The organism is Paenibacillus favisporus (assembly GCF_040545415.1).
Lineage (GTDB): Bacteria > Bacillota > Bacilli > Paenibacillales > Paenibacillaceae > Paenibacillus_AQ > Paenibacillus_AQ favisporus.
This window is the reverse complement of the sequence record NZ_JBEPLV010000004.1, coordinates 404,641-420,947: the sequence shown is the minus strand read 5'-3', so window position 1 is coordinate 420,947 and position 16,307 is coordinate 404,641. Positions and strand designations below refer to the sequence as shown.

Annotated in this window: 15 protein-coding genes; 2 read left to right on the top strand and 13 right to left on the bottom strand. The window is 56.5% G+C overall.

What is annotated here, in order from left to right:
• Nucleotide 1 precedes the first annotated feature (1 nt).
• Together ABID47_RS19750 and ABID47_RS19745 are read right to left on the bottom strand one after the other, a co-directional pair.
• Entirely contained in the window at nucleotides 2-721 is a 720-nt protein-coding gene (locus ABID47_RS19750; protein WP_435530652.1) for an ABC transporter permease, read from the bottom strand.
• Nucleotides 721-1,641, bottom strand: coding sequence for an ABC transporter ATP-binding protein (locus tag ABID47_RS19745; protein WP_285855349.1), 921 nt, complete (start codon nucleotides 1,639-1,641; stop codon nucleotides 721-723). Before ABID47_RS19745 ends, ABID47_RS19750 begins: the two co-directional genes overlap by 1 nt.
• A gap of 148 nt (nucleotides 1,642-1,789) precedes the next feature.
• On the opposite strand from ABID47_RS19745, the gene ABID47_RS19740 reads away from it, so the two are divergent.
• Nucleotides 1,790-2,239, top strand: a complete 450-nt coding sequence (locus tag ABID47_RS19740; protein WP_208837129.1) for a GNAT family N-acetyltransferase — start codon at nucleotides 1,790-1,792, stop codon at nucleotides 2,237-2,239.
• 107 nt (nucleotides 2,240-2,346) lie between these two features.
• On the opposite strand, the gene ABID47_RS19735 is transcribed toward ABID47_RS19740, so the two are convergent.
• Complete coding sequence (locus ABID47_RS19735; RefSeq protein WP_354499274.1) at nucleotides 2,347-3,777, bottom strand: HAMP domain-containing sensor histidine kinase; 1,431 nt, start codon at nucleotides 3,775-3,777, stop codon at nucleotides 2,347-2,349.
• The gene (locus ABID47_RS19730; RefSeq protein ID WP_105445760.1) at nucleotides 3,774-4,448 is read right to left on the bottom strand and encodes a response regulator transcription factor; all 675 of its coding nucleotides are present in this window, start codon (nucleotides 4,446-4,448) and stop codon (nucleotides 3,774-3,776) included. Before ABID47_RS19730 ends, ABID47_RS19735 begins: the two co-directional genes overlap by 4 nt.
• 292 nt (nucleotides 4,449-4,740) lie before the next feature.
• Here ABID47_RS19730 and ABID47_RS19725 point away from each other — a divergent pair, with 292 nt between their 5' ends.
• Nucleotides 4,741-6,486, top strand: a complete 1,746-nt coding sequence (locus ABID47_RS19725) for an alpha-glycosidase (protein ID WP_354499271.1) — start codon at nucleotides 4,741-4,743, stop codon at nucleotides 6,484-6,486.
• A gap of 59 nt (nucleotides 6,487-6,545) precedes the next feature.
• Here ABID47_RS19725 and ABID47_RS19720 read toward each other — a convergent pair whose 3' ends face one another.
• The 9 genes from ABID47_RS19720 to ABID47_RS19680 form a co-directional block, all read right to left on the bottom strand.
• Nucleotides 6,546-7,697, bottom strand: a complete 1,152-nt coding sequence (locus ABID47_RS19720; RefSeq protein WP_354499269.1) for an ABC transporter permease — start codon at nucleotides 7,695-7,697, stop codon at nucleotides 6,546-6,548.
• Nucleotide 7,698: 1 nt separating this feature from the next.
• A complete protein-coding gene (locus ABID47_RS19715; RefSeq protein WP_354499267.1) occupies nucleotides 7,699-8,826 on the bottom strand; it encodes an ABC transporter permease in 1,128 nt (375 codons plus the stop codon).
• Between the two features lie 28 nt (nucleotides 8,827-8,854).
• The gene (locus tag ABID47_RS19710; protein WP_354499265.1) at nucleotides 8,855-9,790 is read right to left on the bottom strand and encodes an ABC transporter ATP-binding protein; all 936 of its coding nucleotides are present in this window, start codon (nucleotides 9,788-9,790) and stop codon (nucleotides 8,855-8,857) included.
• Nucleotides 9,791-9,980: 190 nt separating this feature from the next.
• Nucleotides 9,981-11,087 carry a sensor histidine kinase gene (locus ABID47_RS19705; RefSeq protein WP_354499263.1) on the bottom strand — a complete coding sequence of 369 codons (1,107 nt, stop codon included), beginning with the start codon at nucleotides 11,085-11,087 and terminating at the stop codon, nucleotides 9,981-9,983.
• Between the two features lie 12 nt (nucleotides 11,088-11,099).
• The gene (locus tag ABID47_RS19700) at nucleotides 11,100-11,912 is read right to left on the bottom strand and encodes a response regulator transcription factor (protein ID WP_354499261.1); all 813 of its coding nucleotides are present in this window, start codon (nucleotides 11,910-11,912) and stop codon (nucleotides 11,100-11,102) included.
• Between the two features lie 106 nt (nucleotides 11,913-12,018).
• Nucleotides 12,019-12,846 carry an undecaprenyl-diphosphate phosphatase gene (locus ABID47_RS19695; RefSeq protein ID WP_181909179.1) on the bottom strand — a complete coding sequence of 276 codons (828 nt, stop codon included), beginning with the start codon at nucleotides 12,844-12,846 and terminating at the stop codon, nucleotides 12,019-12,021.
• 31 nt (nucleotides 12,847-12,877) lie between these two features.
• Complete coding sequence (locus tag ABID47_RS19690) at nucleotides 12,878-13,498, bottom strand: DedA family protein (RefSeq protein ID WP_354499258.1); 621 nt, start codon at nucleotides 13,496-13,498, stop codon at nucleotides 12,878-12,880.
• 38 nt (nucleotides 13,499-13,536) lie between these two features.
• Entirely contained in the window at nucleotides 13,537-15,486 is a 1,950-nt protein-coding gene (locus tag ABID47_RS19685; RefSeq protein ID WP_354499256.1) for an ABC transporter permease, read from the bottom strand.
• Nucleotides 15,461-16,231 (bottom strand): ABC transporter ATP-binding protein, encoded by a 771-nt coding sequence (locus ABID47_RS19680; protein WP_116232892.1) that lies wholly within the window; start codon nucleotides 16,229-16,231, stop codon nucleotides 15,461-15,463. The genes ABID47_RS19685 and ABID47_RS19680 overlap by 26 nt, the downstream gene beginning before the upstream one ends.
• Nucleotides 16,232-16,307: the final 76 nt, after the last annotated feature.

Sequence of the window (16,307 nt, the reverse complement as noted above, 5' to 3'; positions counted from 1 at the left end):
TCTAGTCCACATCCTTTCCGCGGAATTGCCCCATGCCCACCAAATAAATGATAAATGCCAAAATGATGCCTCCGCCTACCGGCAGGGCCGGAGACGCCTTTCCATAGAACGACAGCAGGGGCCAGGCCAGCGGGAACCATTCCGGGTAATTCCCCGCGAACAGCGAAGCGATGGCGGCGGTAATGCCGAGCGTGATCGGCAGCGCCTGATTTTTAAACGTCAGGGACAGCCACAGCTCCAGGGCAAACAGCGGCAGCGACGCCAGGAAAGGCACAAAGCTAAGCTTCAGAATCGTCAAATACGGAATATGGTCCGGACTGAATTTGAGGGCCAGTCCCAGGACGACGGTTCCGCAGGACAAAATCAGGCAGGATACCGCCAGGGCAATGATCCCCAGCAGATATTTGGCCGTAAACACCGAGCCCCGCGAAATCGGTAATGCCAGCAGCTGCTTCCAGGAGTTGCTGCCATGCTCGACGTTGGCAATTTGCGAAGCGATCAGCGTCGTGCCCAGGAACAGGGCGATCGGCACGAACGAGAAGATCTCCCCGATCAACCCGGCCCACGGATCATCCTGATAGCGCTGCAGCAGGTAGTCGTACCGGAGGCCGAAATTCAGCCCCTGCATCGCCAGCAGTCCGACCGAGCCCAGAATAACGAGGAGCCAGATCCCTTTGCGGCGCATTTTCAGAAAATCGGCCGACAGCGCGCGCGCCACCATCATGAGAATCCCCCCTGCTCGATCACCTGCATGAAGATATCCTCCAGCGACCGGCGCTTCTCTTCCACCCGGTAAATCGCATGGTTATTGTCTACGAGGCGCTTGACGAGCAGCGCCACTTCCGGATCGCTCAGCTGGTCCAGCTTGATCGCCCCGTCTTCCATCCGGCCGGTATAGCCTTGGCCGATCAGGTGAACCAGCGCCTCCTGCGGCTCCGATACGACCAGGCGGAATCCGCCTGAGGCCTGCTGCTTCAGGTTGTCGATCGTATCCTGGAACACCATTTCCCCTTCGCGGATAATGCCGACGGTCCCGGCCATTTGCTCGACCTCGGAAAGAAGGTGGCTCGAGACGAGCACGGTAATCCCGTGCTGCTTCGGCATGCTGCGGATCAGCTCGCGTATTTCGTGGATCCCGGCCGGATCCAGCCCGTTGGTCGGCTCGTCCAGGATCAGCAGCTCCGGACTCCCGAGCAGAGCGGCGGCAATGCCCAGCCGCTGCTTCATGCCGAGCGAATACCCTTTGACGGGGCGCTTCGCGTCCTTCGTGAGGGACACGATGTCCAGCACTTCGTGGATGCGCGCCTTCGGCACATCGAGGATGCGGCGGATCGCCTCCAGATTTTGCACGGCCGTCAAATGGCCGTAGTTCGATGGATATTCGACCAGCGAACCGACCTTGCGCAGGATGTTCATTTTATCCTTCCTCAGGTCCTTGCCGAAAATCTGGATCGAGCCCACGGTCGGGCGAATCAGGCCGAGCAGCATCCGGATCGTCGTCGTCTTCCCGGCCCCGTTCGGTCCGAGAAAGCCGTAAATTTCCCCCTTGGCGATTTCCAAATCCAAATTGCGTACGGCATAGCGGCCGCGGTATTTTTTGTTCAAATTTCTCGTCTGTATCACGAGTTCACTCACGATCATCACCTCGATACCCATCTTACCGGGCCAAGGTTAAAAGACAGGCTGCTCCAAGTTTAAATTTCGTTTAAAACTCCATTGCCAAAATCCGCGCCAGCCTCTACCATAAATGAGAGAAACCTGTCATCTCTTGACGATTGGAGGCGTAACATTGACGGATTGCACGGTTAGGCAGATTGAAGCAGCGGATTACCGCGATATTTACGTATTGAATCAGGATTTCAACCCGGATCTGCGGTTGTTTACCGAAGACCGGGTGAAGAAGAGGATTGAAGCCATCACGGCTCAGACGAAGGATGTCATTTTTGTGTGCGAGCACAATGAAGAAGTCGTCGGATACATTCACGGCAGTCCTTATGAGCTGCTCTTTTCCGACTCCCTGATCAACGTTCTGGGGTTTGTCGTAAAAAAATCGCACCGGAATCAAGGGGTCGGCAGTATGCTGATCAGCCATCTGGAGCAGTGGGGGAGAAGCCACGGGTTTTCCGGAGTCAAGCTGCTGTCGCATCCGAGCCGCGTCCAGGCCCACCGATTCTACGAACGCCGTGGATACGTGTTCACCAAGGATCAGAAAAACTTCATCAAATCCTTTAACAGCTGAAATATTCATCACGTGAAAGTATACAGAAAACCGCTCCGATTAAACTACACCCCTTGTTAGGCTTCGGCTAACAAGGGGTGTAGTTTTCTATGGTCAAAACCAAAGCTTCACTTGATCATCAGCCCCGGTTTCTCCGAGCCCGCGGGGTACAGCAGGACCCTTGTCCCCTGTGAATCGCTCTCGATCATCATGGACAGCCCCATCTCCCGCGTCAGGAAGCCGACGATCGCGAGGCCGATCCCGGCGCCCTTGCCGCCGGAAGACGACTGCATGCCCTGGCCGCGATCGGAAATGACAATGGCCGTCCTGCCCCCGGCCGCCTCCGTAGCGATGCCGATATACAATCCGGAATGAGCATGCCTCAGCACGTTCTGGAACAGATTGTCCAGAATCCGCCGGAACCACTGAATATCGACAAGCCACCACAGCGGCTCTTCCTGCAGCGAGACATCCACTTCAAAGCCTTCCTTTTCCCACAGCGGATACCAGGCGGCCGCGCTTTCCCTCACGATCCGGAGCACGTCCGCCTGCACCGGCTGCAGGGTGTATCTGCCGCTCGTCAGGAGATTATACGACAGCAGGTTATCGATCAGCCCGCCCAAATCACCGAGCTTGGCTTCGGTCAGCTTCAGCAGCTCCTGTCCCCGATCGGACAAGGGCTCTTTTTGCAGCGTATGGACATGGCCACGGATGACGGTCAGCGGTGTACGCAGGTCATGCGACAGATTGGCGATCAGCCGCTTGCGCAGCTCCTCCTCTTCCCGTTCGCGCTTTAAACTTCGGCCCAGCTTGGCCACCATCCCGTTAAATGCGTTTTCCAGCTGTCCGATCTCATCCTCCCTTTTGACCTGGATCGGCTCCGGCAGTCCGTTCTGACCCTGCACCGTCATGGCATGCTGCAGGCTCAGCAGCCGCCTTCTCATGTTCACGAAGAACATCCATGAGACGGCGACAAAGGCCAAAAACATCAGTAGAATAAGTACATATACGAAGTAAAACGTACGGTCTGACACCGAGTCGCTGCGGGTGCTCTGCACTTCCTTCGGCACCTCGATGACCATAAACCCCTTGCCCAGAGACTCTGCATCCCCGATAAAAGCCACCACCGTAAACTTCCCGTAGGATTCCCGGTACTTCTTCATATAGGCCATCGCATCCGACGCGCTCCACCGCTTCGGAAGATCCAGCTTGCTGCCCCCCGGCTCCCTGAGGTTGCCCTGTCCGTCAACCCAGAACACGGCCGCCTTGTCGTACTCCTGGCTAAGCTTTTTTAGCCTGGCATCGATCTGCGCCGGGGTTTTGTCCTTCAGCTGCTTGGCTTCCTGATGCCACTTTCTCTCAAGACGCAAGCCGGCGTATGGATTCTCCTGCTCCGGCTCCGAGGGAAACAGCGGATCGACGATATTCAAGTTGACAAGCTGATATCCGATCAGCGCCGCAGGAAACACCACCGGAATAAAAAGCAGCGCGATGACCATAATTAAAAGGTATCTCGACAGCAGCGAACCGCGGAACTTTCCGCTTTTGCCCGTCTTCATGCTTTGATGCGGTAGCCGACACCGCGGATCGTTTCAATGATTTCGGGCGAGGCCGGGTCACGTTCCAGCTTCTCGCGGAGATAACGGATGTGCACCATCAGCGTTTTGTCTCCGTCAAAATAAGGCTCGCCCCACACGCCCTCATAGATCTGCTCTTTGGTCAGGATCTGGCCCAAATGCCGGAGCATAAACTTGAAAATTTGATACTGCTTGCCGGTCAGGATGATCTCTTCCCCGGTCTCACGGTTCACGATCCGGTTCTCCCGCTCGTATACCGACAAGTGCTTCAGTTCCAGCACATCGGACGCGACCGATCCCGACCGGCGGAGCAGCACTTCGATGCGGGCCGCCAGCTCGTCGGGGTGAAAAGGCTTCGTGAGGTAATCGTCGGCAAACTGCAGCCCTTCCAGCTTGTCGTCGATGGACGTCCGCGCGGACAGCATCAGAATCGGCAGCTCCGGGTACGCCTTCTTCAGCCTTTGTCCAACCGTAAATCCGTCCAGGCCCGGCAGCATGACATCGAGAATAACCAGCTTGCAGTTGGCCGCAAGCTCCGCGGCCCTTTCGCCGCTGCGCTGCCATTCCACCTGATATCCGCGTTCAGCCAGGTCCCGGCAGACCCATTCGCCGATCTCGGCGTCGTCTTCGATATATAACAATGATACGTTCAATGATATCGTTCCCTTCTGTCTGTTTCAGGCATAAGCATCCAAGGTAATTTCAATGTGATTATACCTTATTTCGCTGGAAGAGGAGGAGCGTTCACCGATCGGCCGCACAATTTTGCAGGTTGAAGCCCAGAAGGAATCATGCTATATTTTAGCTACCTGAGCACGGACGTTTCCTTAACCGATGTTCTCAGCATTCTAATTTAAAGGCTATGTTACCCTAAATGAAGGTACAACCTCGGGCTGAAGTATGTGGACCCTGGTTGTGCCTTTTTTGCGTGAGGAGGAAAATGAGATGCTGCTGGAAGCTGTGTACCACCGCCCCAAACTAAACTGGTGTTATGCCTATGACGGACGTACCATCCACCTGAGAATCCGCACCAAACGAGACGACGTGACCTCGGTATCGGCCATGGCCGGCGACAAGTACATTTGGGATGAGTCGATGGAGTATATCCCGATGATCAAGCTGGTTTCCGACGAACTGTTTGATTACTGGGAATGTGAAGTGACGCCCCCCTACCGCCGGCTGAAATACGGATTTCTGCTCGAGGACGGCAAGGAAAAGTACTGGATGACTGAATACGACTTCCTTCCGGAGCCGCCAAAGACGCCGGACCGTTTGTTCGAGTATCCTTTCATCAATCCGGTCGATATTTTTACCGTGCCGGCATGGGTGAAGGACGCGGTCTTTTATCAAATTTTCCCTGAGCGCTTCGCAAACGGCGATCCGTCGCTGGATCCGAAAGGAACGCTGCCCTGGGGCGGCGAGCCTGAGCGGGACAACTTCTTCGGCGGGGATCTGCAAGGGGTGCTTGACCACCTGGATCATTTAAGCGAGCTGGGCGTCAATGCGATTTATTTTACGCCGATTTTCAAGGCGACGACCAACCATAAATACGATACCGAAGATTACTTAACGATCGACCCCCAATTCGGGGATATGGAGCTGCTGAAGAAGGTCGTGGCCGCCTGCCACGAGCGGGGCATCCGCGTGCTGCTGGATGCGGTGTTCAACCACTCCGGCCGAACGTTCGCCCCTTTCCTGGACCTTCGGGAAAAAGGAGAGCAGTCGCGCTACAAGGACTGGTTCCACATTCGCAAGTTCCCGATCGGCGTGGAGGACGGCGTACCGAGCTACGACACGTTTGCTTTTGAGCCCCTCATGCCGAAATTGAATACCGAAAACCCTGAAGTGAAGGAGTACCTCCTGAAGGTCGCGGAATACTGGATCAAGGAAGCCGACATCGACGGCTGGCGCCTGGACGTGGCCAACGAGGTCGACCATCAGTTCTGGCGCGAGTTCCGCCAGGTCGTAAAACAGGCTAAACCGGACGCCTATATTCTCGGTGAAATCTGGCACGAGTCCTCACCTTGGCTGCAGGGAGACCAGTTCGACGCCGTCATGAACTATCCGTTCACCAACGCGGCGCTCGATTTCTTTGTCGACGGAATTACGGACGCCGAAGGATTCGCCAATGCGATCGGCAAGCAGCTCTCCCGCTATCCGCGCCAGGCGAACGAAGTGGCGTTCAACCTGCTGGACAGCCATGATACGCCGCGCCTGCTGACCAAATGCAAAGGGAACAAGGATAAAATGAAGCTGGCCGCTCAGTTCCAGTTCACATTCCCCGGAACCCCGTGCATTTTCTACGGGGATGAGGTCGGCCTCAGCGGCGGTCAGGACCCGGAATGCCGCCAGTGCATGCAGTGGGATTCCGCCAAGCAGGACCAGGACCTGCTGGCGTTCTATAAGGACCTGATCGCTCTGCGCCATCAGTACGGTGCGCTCCGCACCGGAAGACTGACGTTCCTGTCCGCGGAGGAAGGAAGCAAGCAGCTGGCTTACTCCCGCGAGGACGAGAACGACAAGATCGTCATTCTCATGAACAATTCGGCCCAAGAGGACACCCTCTCGGTCGACGTGGAGGAATCAAGCTGGACGGATATCCGCACAGGCCAAACCGCGTCTGCCCGCCAGGGCAAGCTTGAAGTAAAGCTGCCGGCATACGGCTGCGCCATGCTTAAAGCGGATAAATAAGAAGCAAGGGACCCCAGGTTTCGTACCTGGGGTCCCTTTTTTTTCGCCAAAGCCAAGTTTTACACAAAGTTCCGCGTATCGTTGTTTCTGCCGAACTTGTAGGTCGCAATGAGGAAAAACACAACCGCGAACGCAAACAGAATCGACAGGTTAAACCATACGCCGGCGAAGCCTTCGCCGGACTGCAGCTTCTCGATCGACTGCAGCACCCAGTTCTGGGGCAGGAAGTCGGACACCCGGCGGATCGCATCCGGCATGATGCTGATCGGGAAGAAGCAGCCGGAGAGCAGGCAGGTCGGTGTGACGATCAGGTTCGAAAGCGCGCCGGCCATGGCCGAGCTCTTCGAGAAGGCCACGATCACCAGGGAGATGCTCACCGATACCAAGGAGAACAGCAGCAGGATGCCGAACATCTGCGCCACCGGCATGCCCGGATCGATCCGGAACACGACGCGCATGAAGAACAGGACGATCACGATCTGCGCCAGCATGACGATCAGATTCATTAAGATGTTGGCCATGACGTACGTCCTGGCGTTAATCGGCGAAGACAGCACCCGGAAGTACGTGCGGTTCTCCCGGTTTTTCAGAATGAGCTCCGACAAGCTCACTGCCGAGGTCATCATAAACATCAGCAGAAAGCCGATAGACTGGTAGGACATCTCCTTCGTGGTCGACGTGTCATTGACAGACTCGGAGGTGACCTTGAAGTCCGCCGAACGATAGCGGTCATACAGCTGCTGGAACTTCGCGTCGTTCCCGGCCGAGATTCTGCCCATAGCCGCCACGTTGTCGATATATCCGTACAGCATAGATTTCATATACGCCGTTACCTGGGCGCCCTTTACCGACTGAATCGCGATATGGTCCGGGCTGCCGCTCCGAACGCTCTCCGAGTAGCCGGACTCGATGATCAGCCCGCTGTCGAGATCGCTTGCGGCAAGCTGGTCCTGCAGCTCCTGCTGCGTCACGTTCACGACCTTGACATGGTCCAGACCTTGAACAAACTGAACCGTATCGGCCGCGATGGTTTGCCCATCATCCCCGTTGACAACGCCTACCCGAAGCTCCGTTGCTCCCTGCGATCCATAGAGCAGCAAGGAAGCCAAGATGCCGGCGATCGGCAGCCCGAAGTACAGAACCATCGTGCTGCGTTTGCGAAATGTGGCCCGGAGTGTCCGGATCACCAAAAACCAGATATCCTTCCACATGTTACAATCCCTCCCTGCGTCTCATGACGGCGATGGATACGCCCAGAAACAGTATGGCAAAACCGATATACAGGCCGACCGCCGGCCAGGCAGCGGATACGTCGTTTCCGTAAATCACCTCGGTCAATCCATGATTTCCCCAGCGGACCGGAGACAAATTCACGAGAAATCCCATGATGCCTCCCCCGGCTTCGTCCCCGATCGGAAAGTACGCTCCCCCAAAGAAGGACATCAGCTGAACGATCAGAGAGATAATGCCCCGCGATGCACTGCCTTTGAGCAGATAACTGAAGGCAAGGCCCAGGCTCAGCGCCATGATGACTTCCGACAGCAGCACGATCAGGACGATGCCCATATGCTCTCCCCAATACGCCTTGAAGACGTACTTGCTGAAGACGATAATAACGATCACGAACAGAAAGTTGGTCACGATGCCGCCCAGCACCTTGCCGGCAAATATCTCGCTTTTGCGTACCGGCGCCGTCACCAGCCGCACCGCCGTTCCGCGCCCGATCTCTCTTTGGATCAGCCCCCCGGCCGGCATGGCCGCCCACAGGCCAACCATTACCGTCAGGGCCAGCGCGTAGTAATCAATGGACCCCGGCGTCCGGTCCGCGTTGATCGACAGTTCCTTGATGTAGTCCGACCCGGCTCCGCCAGCAAACACCGCCTGAACCTGGGCAGGCTCGGTCTGCGCAACCGCCGCAGCCGCATTGTACTTATCGGCAAAGGACGTCAGCATCCCCTGCACAATATTGCTCTCAATCGTACTGCGGCTGCTGCCGTAGAGGGAAATCCCCTGCCCGCTCAGCTCCACATAATCCACGTAGCGGTTATTCTCCACTTCGGTCCGGCCGTTCTTCCCCGCCGGGAGCGAATCGAACGTGATCCCCGATTTTCCGGCCTCCTTGGTAAAGGCAGCAAACGCTTCGGACAGCGGTCCTCCTCCGGTGGTGTCCTTCACGACCACCTTCAGGTCACCGACGCTCAAATCGCCGCTGAATGCGTTCGTCAGAGCCAGACCTAGAATCAGCATCAGAATGATCGGAAAGCCAAGCATAAAAATCAGTGTGCGCCGATCCCGGAAATCCTGTTTGATTTCTTTAAATGCAATCGATAAAATATTCACCTCATGAACCTCCTCCCCGCTTAAGCGATTAATCCCGTAAATTTCTCCCCGTCAAGGTCAGAAACACCGTCTCCAGATTGGGCTCCTTCTCTTCCACCGAGCGGATTTCCATCCCGTCGTCCATGAGCTGCTTCAGGATCCGGTTCAGGTTGTCGACCGCCGCGTCGCTGTGAATCCGGATCACGTTCTCTTCCTGCAGCACCGTCCGCACGCCCGGGATCGCTTTGAGCGCCGCTGCTGCCGCAGGCTGCACCGATTTCACTTCGATGCGGATGTCTTTCACGTCGGTAATCGTTGACTTCAGCTGCTCCTTCGTGCCCTCGGCGATGATTTTGCCATGATCCACAATGGCGATCCGCGAGCAGATTTCCTCGACTTCTTCCATATAGTGACTCGTATAAATAATCGTGCAGCCCGATTCATTCAAATTCCGCACCGAGGTCAGGATATAGTTCCGCGACTGGGGATCGATGCCGACCGTCGGCTCATCCATAATAATAAGCTTCGGCTTATGAGCGATCGCGCAGGCGATGTTCAAGCGCCGCTTCATCCCGCCTGAGAAGTTCTTCGGCAGGCTCTTCGCCTTGTCGCTGAGGCCGACAAATTCGAGCGCTTCCTCCGTCCGTTCTTTGAGCTGGGTGCCGCGCAGACCGTACAATCCGGCAAAGAAGCTCACGTTCTCATAGGCCGTCATATCTTCATAGATCGCCAGATCCTGCGGCACGATGCCCAGGTTCAGCTTGGCGAACCGGCTCTGCTTTGTGATGTCCCGGTCCAAAATCCGGATTTCCCCGCTGCTTGGGCGCAGCAGTGACGATACCATATTGATCGTTGTGCTTTTGCCGGCGCCGTTGGCCCCGAGAAAGCCAAAAATCTCCCCTTCCCTTACCGTCAGCGACATATTGTCCACGGCGACGAATTCACCGAATTTTTTGGTCAGCCCCCGAATATCGAGCACGTTCATTTCATCCCACTCCGTTTCGTTGTCCTTTTAACAGATCGACAGGGCGGCATGCATCTCGCTCGCTCCATCTGTCTTGATGCTCTTATCTTAATAAAAAAGGATGACCTTATGTCAGTGCATAAGTTCATCCTTGATCCATGAGAAAATTCATGTCTTTGCCGTGGGGGCATGACCTGTCATATGAAATTTATCATTCCCTGCCGTACGGAATCAGCGTGGTGACCGTGAAGCCCTGGGAGCCGTCGGCGATGACCGTGCCGTTCACGGATGCCGTCCGCTCTTCCATGCCGATCAAGCCCAGGCCTTTAACGATCTTGGACGAGCCCTGGCCGTTATCGGAGACGACCGCTTTGATGAAGCGGTTCAGCACGCGAATTTCCACATGCACCGACGTAGCCCCGGAATACTTGGCGCTGTTGGTCAGCGCCTCGGTCACATTTTCATAGATGATCTTCCATTGGAGAGGGGTGATGATTTCCATGTTCCCGTCATGAACGACAGAGGTCATCATCCCCGTTTTGCCGCTAAAGGCTTCAACCGCCGTTTTCAGGCGGCTTAGTCCGAGCTGTTCCACTGGGGGTTTATTGTTCTTCAGCGTGAGGCGGATTTCCTCGATGGCTTCCTTCGAGATGCCGATGGCGTTCTGGAGGAGACTCTCTGCGGTATGGGGGTCGCTGTGCAGCAGCCGCTTGGCGGCCTCCATCTGGATCAGAGCCCCGGTCATGGCATGCCCGATCCCGTCATGAATCTGCTGGGTTAACCGGCTGCGTTCCTCCAGCTTCACCATATATTCCGAGGCCCTGGCGAAGTCCCTGTTTTCGTTCAAGCTCCGGGCCAGCCGGTGCATATCCTTGCGTATCAGCTCGTTTTCGTCTTCCTGGCGGACGATCCTGCCCATATACTGCCGGACCAGCACATAATTGAAATAGCTCAGCGCGGCCACGAACATATACAGAACCATCATCGAATCCCGCAGGAAGATCAGCGGAATGAGGATAACGAGGAGAACGACCCCGTTCTTCCGGGGATAAAACGTGGCCAGCTCATAACATCCGAAGGGCAGCAGCAGCGTGAAAAAGGGATGATATATCGCACAGCCGATCAAAAACAGCTCGATGATCACGATGGCTCCCTGCTTCAACCGGCTGCCCTTCACGATATGCAGCACCAGATTCAGTGCCGAGTAAATGAGAAACAGCAGCACGATCCACGGGTCCGGTTGGGCTGCCGTAAAATAGGTGGCGATCACGACAAAGAGCAGCAGTATCGTTTTGTTGCCGACGGTCCACAATTCCATACAATCCGCCGCCTACCGGACCTTGCCGGTCAAATAATAGATGGCGATCTGGGTGCGGTGCGACAGCGCCGTTTTGTTCAGGATCGAAGTAATATAGTTGGCCGTCGTCCCTTCCGAAATAAACAGCTCTTTGGATATTTCCTTGTTGGACAGCCCCTGGGCGATCAGGGACATCACTTCCAACTCGCGCTCGGTGAATACGCTGCGGTCAAACGGGCAATCGGAAGACGTGTCTCCTTTAGCCTGCGCCGCCGATGCGCCCGATGCTCCCGCTGTTCCCCGGCCAGATGTACTCCCCGTGCTCGCAGACACTCCTTTCCCGCCAGCCTCCTGCACACCCGCTTGCTGGGCTCCGCCATGTTCCTGATTGGCGCCTGTTTCCGTCCGTCTCCCTTGGGCCGCAGGCAGTCCGTCCATCACCGACTTCAGCTTATCCAGCACCACGTCCTGCAGTACGTTGTTGCCGCTGTGCACGCTCTTGATCGCATCCCGGATGCGCTCGGGGTCATTGTTCTTCAGCAGATACCCTTTGGCACCATAACGGATCGCATCGAGTATGTATTCGTCGTCATCAAAGGTCGTCAGGATCAGCGGCTTGGTTCCGGTCTCTTCGGTCAATATTTTGGTCGCTTCCACCCCGTTCATATTCGGCATCCGCACGTCCAGAAGCGCCACGTCCACCTCGTGGATCCTGCAGTAATCCACCGCTTCCTGCCCGTCGTTCACCGTAGCCAGCACCTCAAACTCCCCGAACGTATTCAGGATGATCTTCATTCCTTCCCGGATAAACGAGTTATCATCCGCAATCAGCACTCTAATTTTCATGCCAGGCCTCCTTGTCGAACCTATTGTACCTGATGGCCGGCCTGGATTGGAAGGAGTTTCTAAGCAGCAAAAAAAAGCCCCTCTACGAGGGGCTTATAACGAACGGTTACCATATGACGAGAAAAATAATAGCGGCCAGCACGATCCGGTACACGGCGAACGGTACCAGCTTGATGCGGTTGATGAGCTTCAGGAAGAAGCGGATGGCGATCAGCGCCACGATAAACGAGCTGATAAAGCCTGCCAAGAAAAACGGCATCATATCCATCGTAAAATACTCCCAGTTCTTCAGCAGCGACAACCCGCTGGCACCGAGCATAATCGGCACCGCCATAATAAATGTAAAGTCGGAAGCCGCACGGTAGCTCATGCCCATCAGAACCCCCCCGGAAATGGTGGAGCCGGAACGGGAGAAGCCCGGCCACAGGGACAGGCACTGGACCAGTCCGATGCCAAAGGCCTGCCCGTATGTAATCTGGTCCACCGTCTCCGCTTTCGGACGCTTCGGCCGCCATACGTCGGCCGCGATCATCAGGAGCGCCCCGATGACCAGCCCGATCAGCACCGTCCGCGTCGAAAACAGATGCTCGTCAATATAGTCATCAAACAGCAGGCCGAGCACGCCGGCCGGAATCAGGCCGACGATGACCTGGGTCAGCTTCAGGCGTCCCTGCGCCCGGCTGCCCCCTGCCTCCGGCTTTCTTCTCCGCAGGCCGAGCAGGTCGAGAAACCGGCTCCAGAACACGACGACCACCGCCAGGATTGAGCCCAGCTGAATTACGACTTTAAAGGTATTGGCTACGGGCGAAGCCAGAAACTCCCCGGTCTTCAGCCACATATCGTCCACGATAATCATATGCCCGGTCGACGATACCGGGGCGAACTCCGTCAATCCTTCGACGATCCCGAGGATCACCGCTTTAATGATTTCCATCAAATCCAAAACGTTTCACAACTCCTTCAGTTTACTTTTCAACCCGCATTCCCCGCGCGCGGCGGAGGTACAGGAACAGCACGCATACAATAACCAGGCCGATCACGGCGTATGCGGCATGCGAATACACGTCCATATAGTGCAGAATGCTCTCCCAGGAATCTCCCAGGGCCGCCCCCAAGTACACGAGCACCGTGTTCCAAATCAGCGTCCCGACGGTGGTAAAGAGCAGAAACAGACCAAACTTCATCCGGGCCATCCCGGCTGGAATCGAGATCAGGGACCGCACGAGCGGAATCATCCGGCAGAAGAACACCGTAAAGTAGCCGTAACGGCTGAACCACTTCTCCGACTTGGCGATATCGGAGGATTTGACCCGCAGGATGCGGCCCCATTTGGCCACGATCCGCTCCAGGCGGTTCACATCCAGCAGCAGGCCGATGCCGTACAAAATGACCGCTCCGATCACGGAGCCGATTGTAGCCGCCGCGATAACGCCCGGGATGGTCAGATGCGATTTCGTTGTCATAAAGCCCCCGAACGTAAGGATCAGCTCCGACGGAATCGGGGGAAATATATTTTCAAGGGCAATAATGAGCGCAATACCGACATAACCGAACTGTTCCACGACGCTGGTAATCCACTGCTCCATGGAATTCCCTCCCATACGGTTTATAGTGAAGCCCTGCGTTAAATCAGGGTCTTTCTTACGTTCCGCAAATAGTTGTAACGGATGAAGAAAAAATACGCCACCTGGGCCGTAACGAAGCACGCCAGCACCGCCCCCATTTCCCAAGCGATGGAGAGATAATAGAAGCTTTGCAGCGCCATAAAAGCGAAAATACTGTGCAGAGCGGCTAGTAATATCGGCACGAAAAAGAGCATCGCGAGCTGTCCGGTCACGATCCGGTTCAGCTCCCGGTCCGTCAGTCCCATCTTGGCGATCGTGTCGTATTGGCGCCGGTCGTAGTCCAGGTCCGCATAGAGGCGGAAATACAGGAAGCTGCCCGCCGCGATAAAAAACACCGTCCCCACCAGCAGCGCTGCAAACAGCATCGCCCGGTAAGACGTCATTTGCGTCACATACAGCGTGCCGCTCACCGTCATCGCGTACGGCAGTCCGGCGTCATACCGGACTTCGCCGCGCGGCGCGAGCCGCTCTCCGAGGCCCAGCGTACGCTCGAAATCGTCCACGTAGAATCCGGTATACCGGTCCACTGACACGGGAGACGTCAGACGGTCAAACAGGCGGTCACTGACCACGAGGCCGCTGAAGTCTCCCTCCCGCTTCCATTTCATTTCCCGCAGGACATGCTCAGGCACGGGTACCCGCGACGTGTACCCGATCTCCCGGATTTGCAGCCTCTCTTCCGCCAGCGTATAGACCTCCATCTCCCGGATCCGGGTGTAGGTACGGTCGCGCTCGGAACTGATCATCACCAGGGCGTCAATGCCTTCCAGCGGCTTCTCCAGGTCGCTGTCCCCGGCGGCTTCCACCGCCTGCTTGTAGCTGGAATAAGAGATGACCGGAAGCAGCGCGCTGTCCCCTTCGCCGGCTGGCAGGCCGACCTGGATGTTTTTGACCGGAAAGCTGACGATCGCCGGACGGAGCCCCTTCGCACGAAGTTCGTCCTCAAGCAGCCGCACGTGCTGCGCTTCCAGAGAATTTCCGCCCTTGGACAGATAACTGACCGCCGCCGGGTAGTCCTCCCGGAACTGGCCGGAGAGCGTATTAATGGAAGCAAACACCCCGACAGCACAGAACGAAACCGTCGAAATGATCGTCACCATGAACAGCATGTTCGCGTTGTCTTTGAGCCGGTACGCCAGATTGGATACCGTCACGATATTCGTCTTTTTCCAGAAAAAGAGCCTCCGCTTCTGCAGCAGCCGGACGACCCATACGCCAAGCTGGGTATACAGGAAATACGTGCCGGCGATGGTCATGATAACGACCGGGAGCATGCGGATGTAGATCGTATTCACCGTGGTCGTCGCAGCGAGCGCATAGGATGCAAGCAGCAGCACGGCCGCCAGCAGCGACTGGATGCCGGACGTCCGCGGCGGGGTCTTCGGCCTTTGCCCTGACTGAAACAGCTCGATGAGCGTCCGGTTTCGGAGCATGACGGAGGTGCAGACCGAAATCAGCAGGAACAGCAGCACGAATGCGCCCGCCGTCAGCACCAGCGCCTGCCAGGGCAGGTAAAACGGGATCGGCGCCATCCCGAAGGAACGGGAGCCAATCATCAGAAAGAGCTTGCCTGTGATAAGGCCGGCGGCCATACCGGTCAGGATGGCTCCGAGGCCGATCAGCATGTTCTCCATCAGGACCATCCGGTTCAGCTGTCCCTTGGTCATCCCGTGCATCAGCAGGATTCCGATCTCCCGCTTCCGCGAGGTCAGAAAGGAGCCTACCGAATACAGCACGAAGAAAAAAGAGAACAGATACATGATGCATTCGGCGGTGATCATCGTCTGCATCACGATCGGGTAGATCAGCTGCCCGCGGATATAGGGGCTGAACAGGAACAGGGCGCAGATGAAGAAGATCATGACCGAGAAGGCGCTGCTGAGGAAATAAGCCGCATAGGTCCGCTTGCTGCGGGCGACGTTTCTATAAACGAACTGTAGAAAGGACACGGTTGTCTCCCCCCAGCAGCGACAGCATGTCGATGATTTTCTGGAAAAACGCCTGCCGGTTGCTGCCCTGATAGATTTCGTTATAGAATTTGCCGTCTTTGATAAAAATGACCCGGTGGCAGAAGCTCGCCGCGACCGGATCATGGGTCACCATCAGCACCGTCGCCTGCTCCTGCCGGTTCATCTGATCCAGCGTCTCCATGACGTCCTTGGACGCCTTAGAGTCAAGATTGCCCGTCGGCTCATCCGCCAGAATCAGCGAAGGCCGGTGGATCAGCGCCCGTGCGATGGCTGTCCGCTGCATCTGTCCCCCCGAAATCTCGTAGGTGCGCTTGTCCAGAATCCCGCGAATACCGAGCTTCTCCGCCACTTCCTCCAGCCTGCGCTCCATCTCCCGGACGGGCACCCCGTCCAGCGACAGGGACAGCACGATGTTCTCCCCGACGCTCAACGTATCGAGCAGGTTGAAGTGCTGGAAAACGAAGCCCAGCTCGCGCCTGCGGAACAGTGCGGTCTGTTTGCGGCTCAACTGATGCGGGTTGGTCCCGTTAATCCAGACTTCGCCGGCCGTCGGCTCGTCGATGGTCGCAATCACGTTGAGCAGCGTAGTCTTGCCGCTCCCCGAGGGGCCCATCACACCCACGAATTCGCCGGCGGACACCGCGAACTGGATATGGTCGAGCGCCTGCAGCGGTACGCGGCCTTCATAGATTTTTGACAAATGCTTCACTTCCAGAATCGTCACGTGCTCCAGGCTCCTCCGCTTTGATTTCTGTCATAGGCTTATTATAGGCAGTGCCTGCTTCAGCCTGCCATCGCGC